Origin of the sequence: Pseudomonas sp. NPDC007930, from assembly GCF_042958985.1 — a bacterium.
Taxonomy (GTDB): domain Bacteria; phylum Pseudomonadota; class Gammaproteobacteria; order Pseudomonadales; family Pseudomonadaceae; genus Aquipseudomonas.
In genome coordinates, this window is sequence record NZ_JBIBKC010000002.1 from 571,370 (window position 1) to 591,021 (window position 19,652).

Genomic DNA, 19,652 nt, shown 5'->3' on the forward strand with positions numbered 1-19,652 from the left:
GTGCATAAGCCTGCCATTGTGCCCGATTGCAACCGGGCAATGCCGATGGGTTGCCGGGAAGCGCGTCGCTGGATAGCATCGCAGGCTATCAAAAGGAACCTGCCATGCCCGCGACCGGATCGCACACGCCCCCCGTCGATACCCTGCTGCTGGTCGAAACCCCCGAGGGCATTGACCTGCCCTTGCGCCCCGCCGGCCTGGCACCGCGGGCCCTGGCGTTCTGCGTCGACCTCGCCCTGCGCGGCGCGCTGCTCGGTGGCGCGGCGTTGTTGCTGGCGCCCCAGGGCGAAGTGGGCATGGGCACCCTGATGCTGCTGGCGTTCCTCGCCAACTGGTGGTTCATGGTGCTGTTCGAGGTACTGCGCCAGGGCCGTACGCCCGGCAAGCAATGGCTGGGGCTGCGCGTGGTGCACGACGACGGCACCCCGGTGGGCTGGTCGGCCTCGTTGCTGCGCAACCTGTTGCGCAGCGTCGACATGCTGCCGCTGGGCTATGTGCTGGGCATCACCAGCAGCCTGCTGCACCCAGCCTTCAAGCGCCTCGGCGACCTCGCCGCCGGCACCTTGGTGATCTACCAGGACGCGCCACCGCCCGCCCCCAAATTACCCGAGGTACCGGCCCAGCCCGCGCCGTTCACCTTGCGCCCCGCCGAGCAACGCGCACTGCTGGCCCTGGCTGAACGCCAGGCCGAGCTGGCACCGGCGCGGGTCGAGGAACTCGCCGGCTTGCTGGCCGTGCCGCTGCAGGTCGAGCCGGCGCAGGCCATGGCGCGCATCAACGGCATTGCCCGCGCGCTGGTGGGCAGCCGGTGAAACAAAGCCAATTCGAAACCCGCCATCGCCCCAGCTGGGACGCCTTCGCCGCGCAACTGGCCGAGGCGCAACGGCGCCAGGGCCTCGGCGCTGGCAGCGAAAGCTTCGGCCCAGCCTACCGGCGGGTGTGCACCCACCTGGCCTTGGCGCGGGCGCGCAACTACTCCACGCCGCTGGTGGACCACCTGCAGCACCTGGCGCTGCGTGGCCACCAACAGTTGTACCGGCGCCAGCCGCGTGCCGCGGCGCGGGTGGCGCATTTTTTGTTGGCGGGCTTTCCGCGCCAGGTCCGCGCCAGCGGCCGCTTCGTGCTGCTGGCCGCCGCCGTGCTGTTCGGCACCCTCGCCTTGGTGGCCGGGCTGGTGTACCTCTACCCAGAGCTGGTCTACAACCTGCTGCCGGCGGCCAAGGTCAGCGCCGCCGAATACATGTACGACCCCAGCCAAAGCCACCTCGGCCGCGCCGCCAACCGCGAGGCCAGCACCGACTGGGCGATGTTCGGCTTCTACGTGATGAACAACATCGGTATCGCTTTCCAGACCTTCGCCAGCGGCCTGCTGCTGGGCTTGGGCAGCCTGTTCTACCTGTTCTACAACGGCCTGCAGATCGGCGCGGTGGCCGGGCACCTGTCGCAGAGCGCGGCCAGCGTGCCGTTCTGGTCGTTCGTGATCGGCCATGGCGCCTTCGAGCTCACCGCCATCGCCCTGGCCGGCGGCGCCGGGTTGCAACTGGGTTGGGCGCTGATCGCCCCCGGCCGCCTCAGCCGTGGCCAGGCGCTGCGCCAGGCCGCCCGGGCGGCGCTGAACCTGGTGTACGGGCTGGCGCTGTTTTTGTTGTTGGCGGCGTTTCTTGAAGCGTACTGGTCTTCGAAGGGCAGCATCACCCCGCTGGTGAAGTTCAGCGTCGGTGGGCTGCTGTGGGCCGGCGTGCTGGCCTACCTGCTGTTGGCCGGGAGGCGCGCCGGTGAAGCTTGACCAAGCCACGGTGGTGATCCGCCCACGCTCGCACTGGGAAGCCCTGGACCTCGGCGCGCTGTTGGCCGCGCGCCACCGGCGCTTGCTGGTGGCGGCCTGGCTGTGCGTCACGCTGCCGATCTTCACCGTGCTCAGCCTACTGTGCTGGCGCAGCCCTACCCTGGCCGCGCTGCTGTTCTGGTGGGGCAAGCCGCTGTACGAGCGGGTGCTGTTGTTCATTCTGGCGCAGGCGCTGTTCGCGGCACCGCCCAGCCTTGGCCAGGCCCTGCGCGCCTGGCCGGGGCTGCTGCGCCGGCAATGGCTGGCCAGCCTGACCTGGCGGCGCTTGAGCCCCAGCCGCAGCTTCGATTTGCCCATCCTGCAGCTTGAAGGCCTGAACGGCGCGGCGCGCCGCGCGCGGCTGGCGCTGCTACACCTGGACCACGGCCGCCCGGCCGCCTGGCTCACGCTGGTCGGCGCCCACGTTGAAACCTGCCTGCTGTTCGGCCTGATGGGGCTGGTGGTGGCGATGGCGCCAAACGTAGAGGACCAAGCCCTGCACTGGGCGCAGTGGCTGCTGGCCTCGCCCGACAGCGGCCTGCTCTGGCTCGGGCACCTGAGCAACGTGTTCTATGTGGCGGTACTGGCGTTCTGGGAGCCGATCTACGTGGCCTGTGGTTTCACCCTGTACCTGAACCGCCGTACCCACCTCGAAGCCTGGGACGTCGAGCTGATCCTGCGCGCGCTGCGCCAGCGCCTGGCGCCCGTGGCGGTGGTGGGCATGCTGCTGGCCTGCCTGCTGGTGCCCAGCCCGCCGGCCTATGCCGCCGAGGCACCTCGGCTGGCCCAGCAACGGCTGAACGCCGCCCAGGCCGAGCAGGCGATCGGCGAAATCGTCGGCCAGCCGCCGTTCAAGAACATCGAGCAGCGCAGCCATTGGCAGTGGCGCCAGGCTGATGCCCCCACCCCGGTGGCGCCGCCAACGTTTGGCCCGGCCTGGCAGGCGCTGGCCAAGCTGCTCGAGGTGCTCGGCTGGGTGATCCTCGCCGCGGCCATTGGCTGGCTGCTGTGGCACTACCGGCGCTCGCTGGCCAGGCTCCGGCCACATCTGCCCGGGCGCCCGCGCCGGGCCCAGGCCACGCCGCCGCAGCTGTTTGGCCTGGGCCTGGCCGCGCCGCTGCCCGCTGACATCGCCGCCGAAGCCCAGCGGCTCTGGGCCGATGACCCGCGCCAGGCGCTGAGCCTGCTGTACCGCGGGCTGCTCGGGCGCCTGCTGAGCGACTACAAGGTGCCGCTGCGCAGCGCCGACACCGAGGGCGAGGTACTGGCGCGGGTGCGGGCATTGCAGCTCAGCGGCCTGGAAGACTTCAGCCGCAAGCTCACCGGCCATTGGCAGGCCGCCGCCTATGGCCAGCGGCTGCCGTCGGCAAGTGCCGGTGAAGAGCTCTGCCAGGCCTGGCGGCGGTTGTTCCCGGCCGCAGGGGGGCAACCATGAAGGCGCGGCGGCTGGCCCTGGTGCTGCTGGCGTCGATCGCCCTGGCGGCGGCCGGGTATTACCTCTGGGCGCACCTGGAGCGGGTCGAAGAAACCGTCGACCACGGCCCTTCCGAGGCGGCGCGCAACAACCCCTACCTGGCCGCCGAACGCTTTTTACGCGGCCAGGGCCTGGCGGTCAGCCCTGCCGGCGGCGGCGACCCCTGGGCCGGCATGGCCCCGGCCTCCAGCAGCCTGGTGTTGCTGGCCGACCGCCGCGGCATGAGCGCGCCGCAGGTGCAGCGCCTGCTGCAATGGGTGCGCCGCGGCGGCCACCTGGTGGTGGTGGCCCAAGGCATCTATAACGCCCAACGCGGCCGCAGTGGCGATGCCCTGCTCGACACCCTGCGCATCCGCCGCACCCTGAGCAAAGACCTGCCCGAAGCGGCCCAGGCCAGCCAGGACAAAACACCCGACCTGACCCAACTGTACCTCGAGAACGAACCCGCCCCGGCGCTGCTTGGCTTCGACCCGGCGTTCCACCTCGAAGACCCGACCGACAAAGCCATGGCCTGGGCCAACAGCCGCATCGCCACCCACCTGATGCAACTGGACTGGGGCGACGGCGTGATCACCGTGCTCAGCGACGCCGCGCTGTGGCGCAACGGCGCCATCGGCAAGCACGACAACGCCTGGCTGCTCTGGTACCTCAACCAGGACCGCAAGGTCACCCTGGTGCAGCAGGCCCAGCCGCAAGGCTGGTTCAGCCTGCTCTGGCAATACTTCGCCCAGGCGTTGGTGGCCCTACTGGCACTGGCCTTGGCGGCCTGCTGGTACCACGGCGTGCGCACCGGCCCGGCGTTGCCGGCGCCGCCCCCCGGGCGCCGGCGCCTGGCCGAACACCTGCGCGCCAGCGCGGCTTTCACCCTGCGCCACGGCGGCCAGCAGCAGTTGCTCAAACACTTGCGGCGTGACCTCGGCCGCCGCGCCGCGCGGCACCACCCTGGCTTCGCCCAACTGCCGGTCGCCGACCAGTGGCACGTGCTGGCGCGGCTGGCCGGGGTGCCCACCGCGAGCATCGCCCAGGCGATGGCGCCGAGCGCCGGCAAACGCCTTTCCAGTGGCGCCTTCAACCAGCAGGTTGCCCAACTGCAACGCATCAGGAACGCCCTATGAGTGATGAACGTTCGTTGACCCTGGCCCAGGCCAGTGAATTGGCCCAGGCCCTGGCGCAAGAACTGCGCAAGGCGGTGATCGGCCAACAGGAAGTGATCGACGAGGTGCTGTGCGCCCTGATCGGCGCCGGCCACGTGCTGGTCGAGGGCGTGCCGGGGCTGGGAAAAACCCTGCTGGTGCGGGCCCTGTCGCGCTGCTTTGGCGGCGAATTCGCGCGCATTCAGTTCACCCCCGACCTGATGCCCAGCGACGTCACCGGCCACGCCGTGTTCGACCTCAAGAGCGAGCAGTTCAAGCTGCGCCGCGGGCCGGTGTTCACCCACCTGCTGCTGGCCGATGAGATCAACCGCGCGCCGGCCAAGACCCAGGCGGCCTTGCTTGAAGCCATGCAAGAGCGCCAGGTCACCCTGGAGGGCCGGGCCCTGCCGCTGCCACAACCGTTTCTGGTGATGGCCACGCAAAACCCGATCGAGCAAGAAGGCACCTATCCACTGCCGGAAGCCGAACTCGACCGTTTCATGCTCAAGGTGCGCATCGGCTACCCGGCACTGGACGAAGAGCTGGCCATGGTGCGCAAGGTCAGCGCGTCGAGCCGCGCCGACATGCTCGACGTGCAGCCGCTGGCGCAGTTGCTCGACGCCGCCCAGGTGGTGGCGCTGCAGAAGGTTGCCAGTGAAATGCCCCTGGCCGACACAGTGCTCGACTACGCCGTGCGCCTGGCCCGCGCCACCCGCGAATGGCCGGGGCTAGCGGTGGGCGCCGGGCCCCGGGCGTCGATCGCGCTGGTGCGCTGCGCCCGTGCCCGGGCGTTGCTGCGCGGCGGCGAATTCGCCACCCCCGATGACGTTAAAGCCAGCGCCCCGGCGGTGTTGCGCCACCGTGTGCGGCTGGCCGCCGAGCTGGAAATCGACGGGCTCGACGCCGACCAGGTGCTGCAGCAGTTGCTCGACCAAGTGCCGGCGCCGCGCAACTGATGCTGCGGCCAACCCGCCTGGCCCTGGCCTGGGGTGCTGGCCTGGCGCTGCTGTGCCTGGCCCATGGCCTGCTGCGCGCCTTCGGCGTGCTCGGCGAGGGGTTGAACGCGGCCCTGTGGGGGCTGCTGCTGGCCTTGCCGGTGTTGATGCTATTCGATGCCGGGCTGCTCTGGCGGCGCCGCTCGCCCCAGGCCAGCCGGCAGATGCCGGCAAACCTGGCGATCGGCCGGGCGAGTGAAATCCAACTGGCCATCACCCATGCCGGCGGCGCGCCGCTGCGCCTGAGCGTGATCGACCACCCGCCCGAGGGCCTGGCCTTCGATGGCGTGGCGCAGGCGCTGCGGCTGCAAGCGCAGCACACGGCGCGGCTGAGCTACCGGCTCAAGCCCCTGCGCCGGGGCCACTTCGAATTCGACCGCTGCGAGGTACACCTGCACAGCCCACTCGGGCTATGGACCCAACGGCGTTACCTGGCGCTGCCCGGGCAGGCCCGGGTGTTCCCTGATTTCGCCCGCCTGCACGGCGCCCAGTTGCGCCTGGTCGACGCCTGGCTCGGGCAGATGGGCGTGCGCCAGCAGCCGCGCCGCGGCCAGGGCCAGGCGTTTCATCAGTTGCGCGAGTACCGTGAAGGCGATGCCCTGCGCCAGGTCGACTGGAAGGCCACCGCGCGCCTGCGCGCACCGATCGTGCGTGAGTACCAGGACGAGCGCGACCAGCACATTGTGCTGTGGCTCGACAGCAGCCGGCGCATGCGTAGCCAGGATGGCGAACTGGCGCACTTCGACCATGCCCTCAATGCGGCCCTGTTGCTGGCCTATGTGGCGCTGCGCCAGGGCGACGCGGTCGGCCTGCGCACCCTCGCCGGCGAGCCGTGCCAGGTACCGCCGGGCAAGGGCCCGCAACACCTGGCCAACCTGCTGGGCGGCACCTATAACCTGGCGACCAGCATCGGCCACGCCGACTTCAACAGCAGCGCCACTGAGCTGCTCAACAGCCAGAAGCGCCGGGCGTTGGTCATCCTGCTGACCAACCTGCGCGATGAAGACGACGAAGAACTGCTGGCCGCGCTGCAGCGGGTCAAGCGCCACCACCGGGTGCTGGTGGCCAGCCTGCGCGAAGAAGTGCTCGATGAACTGCGCCAGCAACCGGTCAGCGGCCACAGCGAGGCACTCGACTACTGCGGCGCGGTGCACTACCTCGAAAGCCGCAGCCTGCTCCATGAGCGCCTGGCCGCCCATGGCGTACCGGTGCTCGACGTCACCCCGAACGAACTCGGCGGCGCCCTGCTCGGAAAATACCTGGAATGGAAAAAAGCCGGGGTGCTGTAGCTGTTAAGCCGATGCGCTCATCGGTAGAAAGCTGAAGTACTGGCGCAGCACCTGCACCAGTTGCTCGTACTCGGCGGGGGCCTGCAACAGCATGAAGCCGGAGTCGTAATGCCCTGGGGTGGCGTCTTCCTGGCACCACAGGCAACTGGCGGTGAGGTTGATCAACTGCACGCTGCCGTCGGCCTCGGGCACCTTCAACTGCAGCTCGAAATCAGGCCCCACCAGCAACGGCAGCTGGCTGATCAGCATCAACCCCGCCTCCGACACATTGCCCAGGTAACCAATGGGCTGGTCGGTGTAGCGGTTATAGACTTTCAGGTAATACGGCAACTGGTGCCGCTCGATCCGCCGTTCGATGAACTTAGCCATGATTATCGTTCCCTGACCTCACTGGAGGTCGGACACGCACCAACCGCTCAAAGTGCAAATTGATTGTTAACCCAGCTTAAACCACCGCTAGCAAACTGCCATAACCGCTTGCGAGGCTGTCAACATTTTCATAAAGCCGCCGGTCGGGTAACCGCTTCACCTTCGGGGTGGTAATGCCCGGTTTGTTCTAAGGTCTGCAACCGGGCACGGGCACGAAAGGCGTACTCGCTGCCAGGGTACTGGAACAAGATCCACTGGTAGGTCTGCACCGCGTCAACGAACAGGTTCTGCCGCTCCAGGCACTGGCCCCGCAGCAGCGCCGATTCCGGGCGCAGGTAGGGCCGGGATTGGGTCTGGCGGTCTACCTGCGACAACTCCAGCGTTACTTTCTGGCAGTCACCGTCATCATAGGCACGATACGCGCTGTTAAGGTGCTGGTCGGCCGACCAGCGGGTGCAGCCGGCGACGGTCGCCAGCAGGGTCAAGGCTATGAGGGTACGCATGGCAATCTCCTGGAATACCGACCATATCGGCCCGCTTGGGAATTTCTTCAGTCACAACTGCCTGGCAAAATCGCCGCCCGGTAGTGCAGCGGAACAATGACTACAGCCTGCCAGAGGAGTAGCCTTTCGCTGCGCGTCAATAAAGGAGTCAGTGCATGACCGTTCGCCGTACCAAAATCGTCGCCACCCTGGGCCCGGCCAGCAATTCGCCGGAAGTGCTGGAACAACTCATTCTGGCTGGCCTGGACGTTGCCCGCCTGAACTTTTCCCACGGCACCCCGGAAGAACACAAGGCTCGCGCCCGCCTGATCCGCGACATCGCCGCCAAGCATGGCCGCTATGTCGCGTTACTCGGTGACCTGCAAGGTCCGAAAATCCGTATTGCCAAGTTCGCCAACAAGCGAATCGAACTGAAAGTCGGCGACCAGTTCACCTTCTCCACCAGCCACCCGCTCACCGAAGGCACCCAGGAAGTGGTCGGCATCGACTACCCCGACCTGGTCAAGGACTGCGGCGTGGGCGACGAACTGCTGCTCGACGACGGCCGCGTGGTGATGCGCGTTGAAACCGCCACCGCCGATGCCCTGCACTGCGTGGTGATCGTCGGCGGCCCGCTGTCTGACCACAAAGGCATCAACCGCAAGGGTGGCGGCCTGACCGCGCCGGCGCTGACCGAAAAAGACAAAGCCGACATCAAGCTCGCCGCCGAGATGGAAGTCGACTACGTCGCCGTGTCGTTCCCCCGCGATGCCGCCGACATGCACTACGCCCGCAAGCTGCTGACCGAAGCCGGCGGCACCGCCTGGCTGGTGTCGAAGATCGAGCGCGCCGAAGCGGTGGCCGACGACGAAACCCTCGATGGGCTGATCCAGGCCAGCGACGCGGTGATGGTCGCCCGTGGTGACCTGGGCGTGGAAATCGGCGACGCCGAACTGGTCGCCATCCAGAAGAAGATCATCCAGCACTCGCGCCGCAACAACAAAGCGGTGATCGTGGCGACCCAGATGATGGAGTCGATGATCCAGAACCCGATGCCGACCCGCGCGGAAGTTTCCGACGTGGCCAACGCCGTGCTCGACTACACCGACGCGGTGATGCTCTCGGCCGAAAGCGCCGCCGGCTCTTACCCGATCGAAGCGGTCAAGGCCATGGCCCGCGTGTGCGTGGGCGCTGAAAAGCACCCCACCAGCAAAAAGTCGAGCCACCGCCTGTACACCCAGTTCGAGCGCTGCGACCAGAGCATCGCGCTGGCGGCCATGTACACCGCCAACCACTTCCCGGGCGTGAAGGCGATCATCGCCCTGACCGAGAGCGGCTACACCCCGCTGATCATGTCGCGCATTCGTTCTTCGGTGCCGATCTTCGCGTTCTCTCCGCACCGTGAAACCCAGGCGCGGGTGGCGATGTTCCGCGGCGTGTACACCATCCCCTTCGACCCGTCGGCGCTGCCGCTGGGCGAGGTCAGCCAAGCCGCGGTCGACGAACTGCTCAAGCGCGGCCTGGTGGAGCAAGGCGATTGGGTCATCCTCACCAAGGGTGACAGCTACCACACCGTGGGTGGCACCAACGGCATGAAGCTGCTGCACGTAGGCGACCCGTTGGTCTGACCCCGCGCGGGGCTTGGATCCTGAAAGGCCGGCGCATGCGCCGGCCTTTCAGTTTGTACTACCAGCCTGTTACTGTTGGGCACCTTTTCCAACTGCCTCTAATACGTGACAGGAAGCCCGCCTATGACCGCAACCGTACTGGCCGAGTTGCTGCTGCAACACGAGAGCACCTTGCTCGAACGCTGGATCGCCGCCCAGCGCATGGCCGGCATCCGCGCCGACCTGATCGACGACCAGACCATGGTCGAAAATTCCCGCGAACTGCTGCGCGCCCTCACCCGCGCCATCGGCGAAGGCACCGATGACGTTGAGCAAAGCGCCTGGCGCCCGGTCAAGCAACTGCTCGAGCGCCTGTCCCAGTCCCAGAGCCGCCAGGGCTTCAGCCCAACCGAAACCGCCACCTTCGTGTTCTCGCTCAAAGAGCCACTGTTCGAACGGCTGCAGGGCGTTGAAAACGGCCTGACCCTGGTGCTGGCCAGCAGCCGGCTGATCGACAAGCTCGGCCTGTACAGCATGCAGTGCTACGTGACCGGCCGTGAGTCGGTGATCCGCGAACAGCAAGAAAGCATGCTCGAACTGTCTACCCCGGTGGTGCAGTTGTGGAAGGGCGTACTGGCCATCCCGCTGATCGGCTCACTCGACAGCAACCGCACGCAAATGGTCATGGAAGCCCTGCTGCAGATGATCGTCGAGACCGAATCGGACATCGCCATCATCGACATCACCGGCGTGCCGACCGTCGACACCATGGTCGCCCAGCACCTGCTCAAGACCATCACCGCGGCCAAGCTGATGGGCGCCAAGTGCATCATCAGCGGCATCCGCCCGCAGATTGCCGCGACCATCGTGCACCTGGGCGTGGAGCTCGGCGATGTGGTCACCAAGGCTTCGTTGGCCGATGCCTTCCAACTGGCACTGCGCGAGCTGAACGTGCGCCTGGTCTCGAACCGCTGAGGCCCGGCCATGACCGACAAGATTCCAATTCTGAAAATGGGCAACTACCTGCTGCTGAGCATCCAGGTAGACATGCACGACCAACTGGCCCTCGACCTGCAGGAAGACCTCACCGAGCAGATCGTGCGGCATAACGCCAAAGGGGTGCTGATCGACATCTCCGCGCTGGAAATCGTCGATTCCTTCATTGGCCGCATGCTGTCGCACATCGCCAACGTCTCGCGCATCCTCGATGCCCGGGTGATCGTGGTGGGCATGCAGCCGGCGGTGGCGATCACCCTGGTCGAGCTCGGCCTGTCGCTGGAAGGCATTGCCACCGCGCTGAACGTCGAGAAGGGCATGCGCTGGCTGGAGCGCAACGTAGACGCTGGCATGCTGGCGGAGGCTGATGATGACGAAGACAGAGACGCTGCCACTGAAGCTGGAGACTGACATCGTCACCATTCGCCAGAAGGTCCGCAAGGCCGCCGAAGAGGCCCGCCTGGGGCTGGTGTCGCAAACCAAGATCGTCACCGCTGCCAGCGAAATCGCCCGTAACGGGCTGATCTACGGCGGCGGCGGCCAGTGCATGGTCGAGCGTACCCAGCGTGAGGGCCGCGCCGCGGTGCGCCTGGTGATCAGCGACGACGGCCCGGGCATCGCCAACCTCGAGCAGGCCATGGCCGATGGCTACACCTCTGGCAACGGCCTGGGCCTGGGGCTGTCTGGCGCGCGCCGGCTGGTGGACCATTTCGAAATCGACAGCCGCCCCGGCGCCGGTACCACCGTGGAACTGTGGAAATGGAAATGAACAGCGCCAGCCTGTGCCTGCTGGTGCACGACCCGGCCCACGTCGATGCCGCCCGCCGGGCGATCATCCGTGAAGCCGTGCAGGCCGGCGCCGACGAGGCCCTGCAGGGGCGGCTGGTGGTGGTGGCGCAAGAGCTGGCCTTCAACCTGCTGCGCCATGGCGGCGGTGGCGAGCTGTATTACCAGCAGGGCGACGGCGACCTCGCCTTGCTGGCCGTCGACCGCGGCCCCGGCATGGCTGACGTGAACCGCTGCCTGAGCGACCACTACTCCACCACCGGTACCCTGGGGGTGGGGCTGGGGGCGATCCGGCGGATGTCTGACCGTTTCGACCTGTTCTCCCGCCCCGGCCAGGGCACCGTGGTGTTCGCCGGCTTCAACCTGCCCGGCGCGGCGCCGCGCAGCCTGCAATACGGCGCGGTGTGCAGCGTTTACCCCGGCGAGAGCGTGGCCGGCGATGGCTGGGCGATCAAGGGCGAGCGGATACTGCTGTGCGACGGCCTGGGCCATGGCCCGAATGCCTACCAGGCCAGCCAGCGCGCGCGCGAGGTGTTCCTCGCCCACGATGCGCGGGTGCCGCTGGACACCCTGATGGAGCAGTTGCACCGGGCGCTGTCGGCCACTCGCGGTGGCGCATTGGCGATCGCCGAGCTGAAACCGGCGGCCGGCCAGGTGCTGTATTGCGGGGTGGGTAATATCGCCGGCCTGCTGCACGGCGAAAAAACCCGCAGCATGGTGTCTTGCAACGGCACCGTTGGCTATCGGGTAGGTCGAATCAATACCTACAGCTACCCTTGGGACCGCCAAACCTTGCTGATCATGACCTCCGACGGCATCAACACACGCCTGGACCTGGCGCCCTATCCCGGCCTGAGCAGCCGCCACCCGGCAGTCATCGCCGGCATCGTGCACCGCGATTTTCGCCGGCTGAACGACGACGCCACCGTATTGGTGGCCCGAATTGAGTGACGCGCGCCGCCTGACCACCATCGCCATCCTCCAGGAAACCGACGTGGTGACCTGCCGCCAAAGCGCCAAGCAGATCGCCGCCTGGCTGGGGTTGTCGACCCTCGAACAGATCCGCCTGGCCACCTCGGTCTCGGAACTGGCGCGCAACATCTACCAGTACGCCGGTTCCGGGGCGTTTCATTTCGACCTGATCGGCAACAGCCAGGGCCGCCTGCAGGCGCTGGCGTTCGAAGCCTTCGACCACGGCGGTGGCATCGAGCAGATCGACGCCATCCTCGACGGCAGCTATGTGTCGCCCACCGGCATGGGCGTGGGCTTGCGCGGCGCGCAGCGGCTGATGGACGAATTCGACCTGCACACCTCGCCCCATGGCACGCGGATCCGCGCCAGCAAGCAGGTCAACCCGCCCGTGCCGTTCCCCACTGAGCGGCGCATCGAAGAGATCCGCCGCCAGCTCAAGGGCCTCGGCGTGGCCGACCCGTACATCGAGCTGAACACCCGCGGCGCCGAGCTGCTGCTGACCAGCAGCGAGCTGCAGGCCAAGCAGGTGGAACTGGAGGCGATCAACCAGGAGCTGGAAAACACCAACAAGGGGGTGGTGGCGCTGTACTCGGAGCTGGAAAAAGCCTCCCACGAGCTGCAGCAGGCCAGCGAAGCGAAAAGCCGCTTCTTCTCGAACATGACCCACGAGTTCCGCACGCCGATCAACATCATCGAGAACATCTCGAAGCTGTTGCTCAACGGCACGGACGGGCGCCTGAACGAAGAACAGCACAAGCAGGTGAGCTTCATCACCTCCGCGGCCGGCGAACTGGCCGACATGGTCAACGAGCTGCTCGACCTCTCCCAGGCCGAATCCGGCCGGCTGGAGGTCACCAGCGAAACCTTCAGCCTGGGCAGCGTGCTGGAGCAACTGCGCGAGTTCATGCACGCGCTGGGCATGCGCTACCCAAGCGTGGCCTGGCAGGTGCATGGTCTAGAGCAGGAGGTGCCGCTGGCGACCGACCGCGGCCGGCTGTTCCAGGTGTTGCGCAACCTGGTGAGCAACGCCTTCAAGTACACCCCGGAGGGGCGCATCGATGTGCGGGTGTTCTTGCCCGACGAGCAACACATCGAGTTCGTGGTCGAAGACACCGGCGTGGGGATTGCCGCTGACCAGCTGGAGCGGGTGTTCGAGGAGTTCGCCCGGGTGCGCACACCCGGCCTGACCCAAGTGCTGGGCAATGGCCTCGGCCTGCCGCTGGCGCGGCGCCTGGCGCGGCTGCTCAAGGGCGAGCTGAGCGTCAGCAGCGAAGCTGGCCAGGGCAGCCGCTTCACCGCGAGCATCGCCCGCGAGCTGGAGCCAGCCAACGCGCCGCTGGGCGAGTTCAACCTGCAGGGGGTGAGCGTGCTGATCATCGACGACAACGAAGGCGACCGCTACCTGCTGCGGCGCCTGCTCGAGCCGTACCAGCCGTTGATCATCGAGGCGGCCAACGCCAGCACCAGCATCGACAAACTGCACAGCGTGCGCCCGGATGTGATCTTCCTCGACCTTGACCTGCCCGACATCTACGGCGGCGACCTGCTCGAGAGCATGGACTGGGCGATGCACGCGCGGGTGCTGATCAACACCGCCAAGGCCCTGAGCGGCAGCGAGCAGGCCGCCTTGGCCGAGCGCTGCGCCGGGGTGCTGGTGAAGTCTCAGGATAACTACGCCGACGCCGTGCTGCGCCACGTGCAGCGCCTGGCAGGGAGTTTCAGACATGCGAACTAGGCGAATCCTGATCATCGACGACATGGATGCCAACCGCTACGTGCTGCGCAAGATCCTCTCGGCCCAGAGCGGCTACGAGGTGATTGAAGCGGCCAACGGTGCCGAGGGCTTGGCGCGCTTGGACCAAACCGTCGACCTGGCGATCCTCGACATCAACCTGCCCGACATGAACGGCTTCGACCTGATCCGCGCCGCCGAGGAGAAACTCGGCAGCGAGCACATGCCGGCGATCATCAACATTTCGGCCACGTTCATCACCGGCTCCGACAAAGCCATGGGCCTGAACAACGGCGCCCGCGCCTACCTCACCCACCCGATCGACGCCGACGAGATGCTCGCCACCATCGCCAGCCTGGTGAAGTCCGAGAACCGCCTGGAACGGGTAGAACGCCGGCGCCAGGTGGCGGTGGCGCGCAGTGAAAGCCTGCGCGCGGAGAAAATCACCCTGGAGCGCTTCATGCGCTCGTTCAGCCACGACCTGCGCTCGCCGCTGGCGGCGGCGACCATGGTCGCCGGGCTGATGAAACGCAACCCGGCGCGGCGCACCGAAGAGTTGATCAAAGTGCTGGAGGACAACCTCAAGCGCATCGACCAGATGATCACCAACGTGCTGGACATCTCCCACGTGGCCATCGGTGGCGGCATCCAACTGTGCGCCGAGGCCCTGGCGTTGAATGCCGTGCTCGAGGAAGCCACGGAGAACCTGCGCCTGCAACTGGGCCGGCCGCTGCACCTGGCGCTGAGCGAACCGGTGCAGGTGCACTGGGACCGCAACGCCTTTTTGCGCATCTACGACAACCTGGTGGTGAACGCCGCCAAGCACGGCGCGCAGGGCGCGGCGATCAGCATCGAGCAGACCCTGGCCGGCAATGAGGTGGTGCTGTGCGTGGTCAACGAGGGGACCTTCCCCGACGACGTACTGGCCAACCTGGCCACCCCGTACTTCATCTCGACCCGCAGCGACACCAAGGGCTGGGGGTTGGGCTTGCCGATCGTGAAGGCCCTGTGTGAAAGCTTTGGCGGCAGCGTGAGCTTCCAGAACCTCGCGCCGTTGGCGCGGGTCGAGGTGCGCTTGCCGTTGCGGGTGGGGGATTGAGGGGCCCTTCGCCCGGCACAGCCGGGATGCCGGACCACGGCCTCCCACCAGATTTGTGTAACTGCTTGATTTACGGGGCAACACAGAACCCGTGGGAGGCCGGCTGTGCCGGGCGAAGGGCCCTGAAGCTCAAACCCCGTCGCGGGCGATGTCCATCGCGAAATAGGTCAGGATCAAATCCGCCCCAGCGCGCTTGATCGCGCCCAGGCTCTCGCGCACCACTCGCGCTTCGTCCACCGCACCGGCCAGAGCGCCGAACTTGATCATCGCGTACTCACCGCTCACCTGGTACGCCGCCAGCGGCAGGCGCGAGGCTTCGCGGATGTCGCGAATCACGTCGAGGTAGGCCCCGGCCGGCTTGACCATCAGCGCGTCGGCGCCTTCGGCTTCGTCCAGCAACGACTCACGCACCGCTTCGCGGCGGTTCATCGGGTTCATCTGGTAGGCCTTGCGGTCACCCTTCAGCGCGGTGCCACCGGCTTCGCGGAACGGCCCGTACAGCGCCGAGGCGAACTTGGTCGAATAGGCCATGATCGAGGTGTTGTTGAAGCCCGCGCCATCCAGCGCGCCGCGAATGGCCTGCACCTGGCCGTCCATCGCCGCCGACGGCGAGATGAAGTCGGCACCGGCCTGGGCCGCCACCACGGCCTGCTTGCCGAGGTTGATCAGGGTGGCGTCGTTGTCTACGTGGTCGCCATGCAGCACGCCGCAGTGGCCGTGGGAGGTGTACTCGCAAAAGCAGGTGTCGGACATCACGATCATCTCCGGCACGGTTTGCTTGGTGGTGCGCACCAGGCGCGCGACCAGGCCGTTCTCGTTCCAGGTGTCGCTGCCGGTGGCGTCGAGGTGGTGCGACACGCCGAACAGCATCACCGAACGGATGCCGGCGCGGGCGTAGCGCTCGATTTCACCCGCCAGCCGCGACTCGGGGATGCGGTTGACCCCGGGCATGCTGGTGATCGGCACGAAATCGTCGATGCCCTCTTCAACGAAGATCGGCAGCACCAGGTCTTCGAGGCGGAACTCGGTTTCCTGGAACACCGAACGCAGGGCTTCGGACTGCCGCAAACGGCGCGGGCGGCTGGCGGGGAACTGGCTGTGACTCATCGGGTACCTTTTAAACCTTAACTGACGCGCTCATAGCCGCCGAGTACGCCCTTCTTGGACAGCACCCATTGCCAGAGCTGAATATCGCGGGCACGGAAGGCGCCTGCGCAAGACAACAAATAGTAACGCCACATGCGCCAGAAGCGCTTGCCCATCTTGTCGGAGAATTGCGGCCAGGCCTGCTCGAAGTTCTCGCACCAGGCCATCAGCGTCTTGTCGTAGTCGGGGCCGAAGTTGTGCATGTCTTCGGCCACGAACAACCCATCCATGGCATCGCCCATCTGGCCGATCGACGGCAGGTCACCGTTGGGGAAGATGTACTTGTCGATCCACGGGTCTGGGGTGCTGTGGCGCTGGTTCTTGCCGATGGTGTGGAGCAGGAACAGGCCGTCGTCTTTCAGGCAGCGGTGGGCGGTTTCCATGTACACGCGGTGGTTCTTGCGGCCCACGTGCTCGAACATGCCCACGCTGACCACATGGTCGAACTGCTCGTGAACGTCGCGGTAGTCCTGCAGGCGAAACTCCAGCGGCAAGTTGGGGTAGCGCCGCTTGGCCCAGTCGCACTGCTCGCGGGAAATGGTCACGCCCACGCACTCGACGCCGTAGTGCTCGGCCGCGTAAGACATGAAACTGCCCCAGCCACAGCCGATGTCGAGCACCCGCTGGCCGGGCTGCAACTTCAACTTGCGGCAGATCAAATCGAGCTTGGCGGCCTGCGCCTGCTCGAGGGTCTGGGCATCTTTCCAGTAGCCGCAGGTGTAGGTCATGCGCGAATCGAGCATCTTCTCGTAGAAGTCGTTGCCCAGGTCGTAGTGCTGCTCGCCGACTTTCCACGCGCGTGATTTGCTCTGCAGGTTGACGAACTTCGCCTTCACCGCATGGAACAGCAGCGCCGCCGGGTTGACCATGTCGGCGATCCCCGCGCGCAGCAGCCGGGCAAAGAACTCATCCAACTGGTTCGCCTCCCAGTCACCGTTCATGTAGGCCTCGCCCAGCCCCAGGTTGCCCTCGGCCAGCGCCTTCTCTGGCACATGCACATCGTTCAGGCGCATGTCCCAGGGGTGCTCGCCGTCCATGCCGATGCCGGCCTTGGCCAGCAGGTCACGGGCGAACTTGTAGGAGGTGGTGGTACGGGAGGTAGACGCGGGCGACGCGGAAGAACCAGAAAGCTTGCTTTGCATGGCGATCCCCTGTGCTGTTCGTGCTTGAGCGGTGCGGCGAATGTCCATCTGTTCGATCAATCGGCTGCCGAAATCGCTGCCACCCCTGGCAACTCCGCTTAATGCAGTTTAGCCCAGCCGCGTCAATCGCTTGCCGGGCGGGCGGAAGTCGTCATGAATATGTCGCTATCGGCTAATGAACTGAGCTTAATACCGATGAACGGCAGTGAAAAACAGCGAAACGATAAAAGTGCTTTACTCGCTCAGCAACAATCACACACAAAAAAGCCGGGGGTTACCCGGCTTTTTGCTTATTCGCTGGTACGTGCCTTGCGCGGTGGCTTGTCTGCCGGCGCCGGGTTATCTGCCCGGAACATCTGGCGGATGCCGCGCACGGCCTGGCGGATCCGGTCGTTGTTCTCAATCAGCGCGAAGCGCACGTGGTCATCGCCGTAGTCACCAAAGCCGATGCCGGGCGATACACACACCTTGGCCTCGGCCAGCAGCTTCTTGGCGAACTCCAGCGAGCCCAGGTGCGCGTAAGCTTCGGGAATCTTCGCCCAAACGTACATCGAGGCCTTGGGGTTCTCGACCATCCAGCCCAGCTCGTGCAGGCCCTTGACCAGGGTATTGCGGCGCTGGCGGTACTGCTCGGCGATGTCTCGCACACACTGCTGGTCGCCTTCCAGGGCGGCGATGGCGGCCACCTGCAGCGGGGTGAAGGTGCCGTAGTCGTGGTAGCTCTTGATCCGCGCCAGGGCACTGACCAGCTCAGGGTTGCCGACCATGAAACCGATACGCCAGCCGGCCATGTTGTAGCTTTTGGACAGCGTGAAGAACTCCACGGCGATGTCTTTGGCGCCGGGCACCTGCATGATCGACGGGGCCTTCCAGCCGTCGTAGACGATGTCGGCGTAGGCCAGGTCGTGCACCACCAGCACGTCGTAGCGCTTGGCCAGGGCCACCACGCGCTCGAAGAAATCCAGCTCCACGCACTGCGCGGTGGGGTTCGACGGGAAGCCCAGGATCATCATCTTGGGCTTGGGGATCGCCTCGCGAATCGCCCGTTCCAGCTCGTTGAAGAAGTCGACCCCCGGCACCAGCGGCACCGAACGCACCTGGGCGCCGGCAATCACGGCACCGTAGATGTGGATCGGGTAGCTGGGGTTGGGCACCAACACGGTGTCACCCTGGTCGAGGGTGGCCAGCATCAGGTGGGCCAGGCCTTCTTTCGAGCCGATGGTGACGATCGCTTCGCTTTCAGGGTCGATGGCCACGTCGTAGCGGTCGGCGTACCAGCGCGAAATGGCCCGGCGCAGCCGTGGAATACCGCGGGAGGTGGAGTAACCGTGGGTGTCTTCGCGCTGGGCGACGCTGACCAGCTTCTCGACGATGTGCGGCGGTGTGGCCCCGTCGGGGTTGCCCATGGACAAGTCGATGATGTCTTCACCGCGGCGGCGCGCGGCCATCTTCAATTCGGCGGTGATGTTGAAAACGTAGGGGGGAAGGCGATCGATGCGCGCAAAGCGGCGCGGCGGACGGATGTCGGCCATGGTGTCCTCGAATGTACGTAAGCGCCCGGAACCGTCCGAGCGACGCAGGCCCTGCTTGGGCCTGGGCGCACGATACTCAGGCGGGGGCGCGGCTGTCCAGAGGGGTGGATGAAAAAGCCCTGCCCAAAACGAAAAAACCCGGCACAAGGCCGGGTTTAGTCGTACAGCGTTGCCTGCTTACGGCGCCGCGTAGGTCAGCAGCAGCTCGGTCGGGGCCTTGAAATCCAGAGACATCGCCACGCTCAGCGCGGTGATGGTGAAGATCGAGAACACGAACAGCTTGCGTGCCCATACGCGGTCGTCGGTGGCCTTGTAGCCGGTCCAGGCCATGTACAACCAGTACATGCCCATGGCCGCAGCGACCGCCAGGTAGCTCATGCCGGCGTAACCGCCGACGGTGAGCATCAGGGTGGCCAGCAGGAAGGCGAAGGTGTACAGCAGGATGTGCTTCTTGGCGACGAGAATACCGCGTTTGACCGGCAACACCGGAATGGACGCGGCGAGGTAGTCGTTGAAGCGGAAGATCGCGATCGCATAGGAGTGCGGCATCTGCCACAGGCTGAACATCACCAGCAGGGTCAGCGCCGCCAGGTCGAAGCTGTTGCTCACGGCAACGTAGCCGATCACCGGCGGCATGGCCCCCGACAAGCTGCCCACGAGGGTACCGTGGACCGACTTGCGCTTGAGGTAGAGGCTGTAGAACCCCACGTAGATGACGAAGCCAATCAGGGCGAACAGCGCTGCCAGCGGGGTGGCCCGCAGGTACAGCAGCGCCAGCCCGACCACGCCCAGCACCGTGCCGTAGACCAGTGCCAGCCTGACCGGAATCAGGCCCTGGACCATGGCGCGGTTCTTGGTGCGCTCCATCTTCACGTCGATGTCGCGGTCGATGCAGTTGTTGAACACGCAACCCGATGCAACGACCAACGACGTACCGATCATCGCGGCCAGGAAAAGGGCGAAATCGACATGCCCTTGCGAGGCCAGGAAGAAGCCGCCTGCCACGGAAAGCACGTTACCGAAAATGATCCCCGGTTTGGTGATTTGGATAAAGTGCTTAACGGACATGCGTA

At 66.2% G+C, this 19,652-nt stretch carries 19 protein-coding genes; 13 read left to right on the plus strand and 6 right to left on the minus strand.

The genetic code is table 11. From position 1 onward, the window contains the following. Positions 1 to 104 precede the first annotated feature (104 nt). The 6 genes from ACFZCE_RS07115 to ACFZCE_RS07140 are packed head-to-tail and all read left to right on the plus strand — an operon-like array spanning position 105 to position 6,716. Positions 105 to 812, plus strand: coding sequence for an RDD family protein (locus ACFZCE_RS07115; RefSeq protein WP_390937365.1), 708 nt, complete (start codon positions 105 to 107; stop codon positions 810 to 812). Further along, on the plus strand, positions 809 to 1,786 hold the full coding sequence (locus ACFZCE_RS07120) for a stage II sporulation protein M (protein WP_390937366.1): 978 nt from the start codon (positions 809 to 811) through the stop codon (positions 1,784 to 1,786). Before ACFZCE_RS07115 ends, ACFZCE_RS07120 begins: the two co-directional genes overlap by 4 nt. Beyond that, the gene (locus ACFZCE_RS07125) at positions 1,776 to 3,260 is read left to right on the plus strand and encodes a DUF4129 domain-containing protein (protein ID WP_390937368.1); all 1,485 of its coding nucleotides are present in this window, start codon (positions 1,776 to 1,778) and stop codon (positions 3,258 to 3,260) included. The genes ACFZCE_RS07120 and ACFZCE_RS07125 overlap by 11 nt, the downstream gene beginning before the upstream one ends. Then, positions 3,257 to 4,414 (plus strand): DUF4350 domain-containing protein, encoded by a 1,158-nt coding sequence (locus tag ACFZCE_RS07130; RefSeq protein ID WP_390937370.1) that lies wholly within the window; start codon positions 3,257 to 3,259, stop codon positions 4,412 to 4,414. Before ACFZCE_RS07125 ends, ACFZCE_RS07130 begins: the two co-directional genes overlap by 4 nt. Next, the gene (locus ACFZCE_RS07135) at positions 4,411 to 5,388 is read left to right on the plus strand and encodes an AAA family ATPase (protein ID WP_390937372.1); all 978 of its coding nucleotides are present in this window, start codon (positions 4,411 to 4,413) and stop codon (positions 5,386 to 5,388) included. Before ACFZCE_RS07130 ends, ACFZCE_RS07135 begins: the two co-directional genes overlap by 4 nt. Before the next feature lie 2 nt (positions 5,389 to 5,390). Continuing rightward, positions 5,391 to 6,716: a DUF58 domain-containing protein gene (locus ACFZCE_RS07140; RefSeq protein WP_390937515.1), complete on the plus strand. Its 1,326-nt coding sequence runs from the start codon at positions 5,391 to 5,393 to the stop codon at positions 6,714 to 6,716. A gap of 3 nt (positions 6,717 to 6,719) precedes the next feature. Here ACFZCE_RS07140 and ACFZCE_RS07145 read toward each other — a convergent pair whose 3' ends face one another. Then, positions 6,720 to 7,085: a PilZ domain-containing protein gene (locus ACFZCE_RS07145; protein WP_390937374.1), complete on the minus strand. Its 366-nt coding sequence runs from the start codon at positions 7,083 to 7,085 to the stop codon at positions 6,720 to 6,722. A 128-nt stretch (positions 7,086 to 7,213) separates the two neighbouring features. Further along, positions 7,214 to 7,588, minus strand: a complete 375-nt coding sequence (locus ACFZCE_RS07150) for a tol-pal system YbgF family protein (RefSeq protein WP_390937376.1) — start codon at positions 7,586 to 7,588, stop codon at positions 7,214 to 7,216. Between the two features lie 155 nt (positions 7,589 to 7,743). Here ACFZCE_RS07150 and pyk point away from each other — a divergent pair, with 155 nt between their 5' ends. From pyk to ACFZCE_RS07185, 7 genes are all read left to right on the plus strand, one after another. Next, positions 7,744 to 9,195, plus strand: coding sequence for a pyruvate kinase (gene pyk / locus ACFZCE_RS07155; RefSeq protein ID WP_390937378.1), 1,452 nt, complete (start codon positions 7,744 to 7,746; stop codon positions 9,193 to 9,195). A 123-nt stretch (positions 9,196 to 9,318) separates the two neighbouring features. Continuing rightward, the gene (locus ACFZCE_RS07160) at positions 9,319 to 10,149 is read left to right on the plus strand and encodes an RsbRD N-terminal domain-containing protein (RefSeq protein WP_390937380.1); all 831 of its coding nucleotides are present in this window, start codon (positions 9,319 to 9,321) and stop codon (positions 10,147 to 10,149) included. Between the two features lie 9 nt (positions 10,150 to 10,158). Further along, the gene (locus ACFZCE_RS07165; protein ID WP_390937382.1) at positions 10,159 to 10,581 is read left to right on the plus strand and encodes an STAS domain-containing protein; all 423 of its coding nucleotides are present in this window, start codon (positions 10,159 to 10,161) and stop codon (positions 10,579 to 10,581) included. Further along, positions 10,541 to 10,939: an ATP-binding protein gene (locus ACFZCE_RS07170; protein ID WP_390937384.1), complete on the plus strand. Its 399-nt coding sequence runs from the start codon at positions 10,541 to 10,543 to the stop codon at positions 10,937 to 10,939. Before ACFZCE_RS07165 ends, ACFZCE_RS07170 begins: the two co-directional genes overlap by 41 nt. Next, entirely contained in the window at positions 10,936 to 11,907 is a 972-nt protein-coding gene (locus ACFZCE_RS07175; protein ID WP_390937386.1) for an ATP-binding protein, read from the plus strand. The genes ACFZCE_RS07170 and ACFZCE_RS07175 overlap by 4 nt, the downstream gene beginning before the upstream one ends. Continuing rightward, complete coding sequence (locus ACFZCE_RS07180) at positions 11,900 to 13,663, plus strand: ATP-binding protein (RefSeq protein ID WP_390937388.1); 1,764 nt, start codon at positions 11,900 to 11,902, stop codon at positions 13,661 to 13,663. The genes ACFZCE_RS07175 and ACFZCE_RS07180 overlap by 8 nt, the downstream gene beginning before the upstream one ends. After that, a complete protein-coding gene (locus ACFZCE_RS07185; protein ID WP_390937390.1) occupies positions 13,653 to 14,759 on the plus strand; it encodes a response regulator in 1,107 nt (368 codons plus the stop codon). The genes ACFZCE_RS07180 and ACFZCE_RS07185 overlap by 11 nt, the downstream gene beginning before the upstream one ends. 129 nt (positions 14,760 to 14,888) lie before the next feature. Here ACFZCE_RS07185 and hemB read toward each other — a convergent pair whose 3' ends face one another. The 4 genes from hemB to cyoE all read right to left on the minus strand — a co-directional run bounded on the left by hemB (position 14,889) and on the right by cyoE (position 19,647). Then, a complete protein-coding gene (hemB, locus tag ACFZCE_RS07190) occupies positions 14,889 to 15,866 on the minus strand; it encodes a porphobilinogen synthase (protein ID WP_390937392.1) in 978 nt (325 codons plus the stop codon). 17 nt (positions 15,867 to 15,883) lie between these two features. Next, positions 15,884 to 17,047, minus strand: a complete 1,164-nt coding sequence (gene cfa / locus ACFZCE_RS07195) for a cyclopropane fatty acyl phospholipid synthase (RefSeq protein ID WP_390937394.1) — start codon at positions 17,045 to 17,047, stop codon at positions 15,884 to 15,886. A gap of 290 nt (positions 17,048 to 17,337) precedes the next feature. Further along, a complete protein-coding gene (gene alaC / locus ACFZCE_RS07200) occupies positions 17,338 to 18,579 on the minus strand; it encodes an alanine transaminase (RefSeq protein WP_390937396.1) in 1,242 nt (413 codons plus the stop codon). 177 nt (positions 18,580 to 18,756) lie between these two features. Then, positions 18,757 to 19,647 carry a heme o synthase gene (cyoE, locus tag ACFZCE_RS07205; protein ID WP_390937398.1) on the minus strand — a complete coding sequence of 297 codons (891 nt, stop codon included), beginning with the start codon at positions 19,645 to 19,647 and terminating at the stop codon, positions 18,757 to 18,759. Positions 19,648 to 19,652: the final 5 nt, after the last annotated feature.

What these genes read in the sequence shown, in the direction of transcription:
- ACFZCE_RS07185 (WP_390937390.1), top strand. Translation starts at nt 13,653, where the DNA reads ATGCGAACTAGGCGAATCCTGATCATCGACGACATGGATGCCAACCGC.
- alaC (WP_390937396.1), bottom strand. Translation starts at nt 18,579, where the DNA reads ATGGCCGACATCCGTCCGCCGCGCCGCTTTGCGCGCATCGATCGCCTT.
- ACFZCE_RS07130 (WP_390937370.1), top strand. Translation starts at nt 3,257, where the DNA reads ATGAAGGCGCGGCGGCTGGCCCTGGTGCTGCTGGCGTCGATCGCCCTG.
- ACFZCE_RS07135 (WP_390937372.1), top strand. Translation starts at nt 4,411, where the DNA reads ATGAGTGATGAACGTTCGTTGACCCTGGCCCAGGCCAGTGAATTGGCC.
- ACFZCE_RS07170 (WP_390937384.1), top strand. Translation starts at nt 10,541, where the DNA reads ATGACGAAGACAGAGACGCTGCCACTGAAGCTGGAGACTGACATCGTC.
- ACFZCE_RS07145 (WP_390937374.1), bottom strand. Translation starts at nt 7,085, where the DNA reads ATGGCTAAGTTCATCGAACGGCGGATCGAGCGGCACCAGTTGCCGTAT.
- cfa (WP_390937394.1), bottom strand. Translation starts at nt 17,047, where the DNA reads ATGCAAAGCAAGCTTTCTGGTTCTTCCGCGTCGCCCGCGTCTACCTCC.
- cyoE (WP_390937398.1), bottom strand. Translation starts at nt 19,647, where the DNA reads ATGTCCGTTAAGCACTTTATCCAAATCACCAAACCGGGGATCATTTTC.
- ACFZCE_RS07115 (WP_390937365.1), top strand. Translation starts at nt 105, where the DNA reads ATGCCCGCGACCGGATCGCACACGCCCCCCGTCGATACCCTGCTGCTG.
- hemB (WP_390937392.1), bottom strand. Translation starts at nt 15,866, where the DNA reads ATGAGTCACAGCCAGTTCCCCGCCAGCCGCCCGCGCCGTTTGCGGCAG.
- ACFZCE_RS07150 (WP_390937376.1), bottom strand. Translation starts at nt 7,588, where the DNA reads ATGCGTACCCTCATAGCCTTGACCCTGCTGGCGACCGTCGCCGGCTGC.
- ACFZCE_RS07175 (WP_390937386.1), top strand. Translation starts at nt 10,936, where the DNA reads ATGAACAGCGCCAGCCTGTGCCTGCTGGTGCACGACCCGGCCCACGTC.
- ACFZCE_RS07160 (WP_390937380.1), top strand. Translation starts at nt 9,319, where the DNA reads ATGACCGCAACCGTACTGGCCGAGTTGCTGCTGCAACACGAGAGCACC.
- pyk (WP_390937378.1), top strand. Translation starts at nt 7,744, where the DNA reads ATGACCGTTCGCCGTACCAAAATCGTCGCCACCCTGGGCCCGGCCAGC.
- ACFZCE_RS07165 (WP_390937382.1), top strand. Translation starts at nt 10,159, where the DNA reads ATGACCGACAAGATTCCAATTCTGAAAATGGGCAACTACCTGCTGCTG.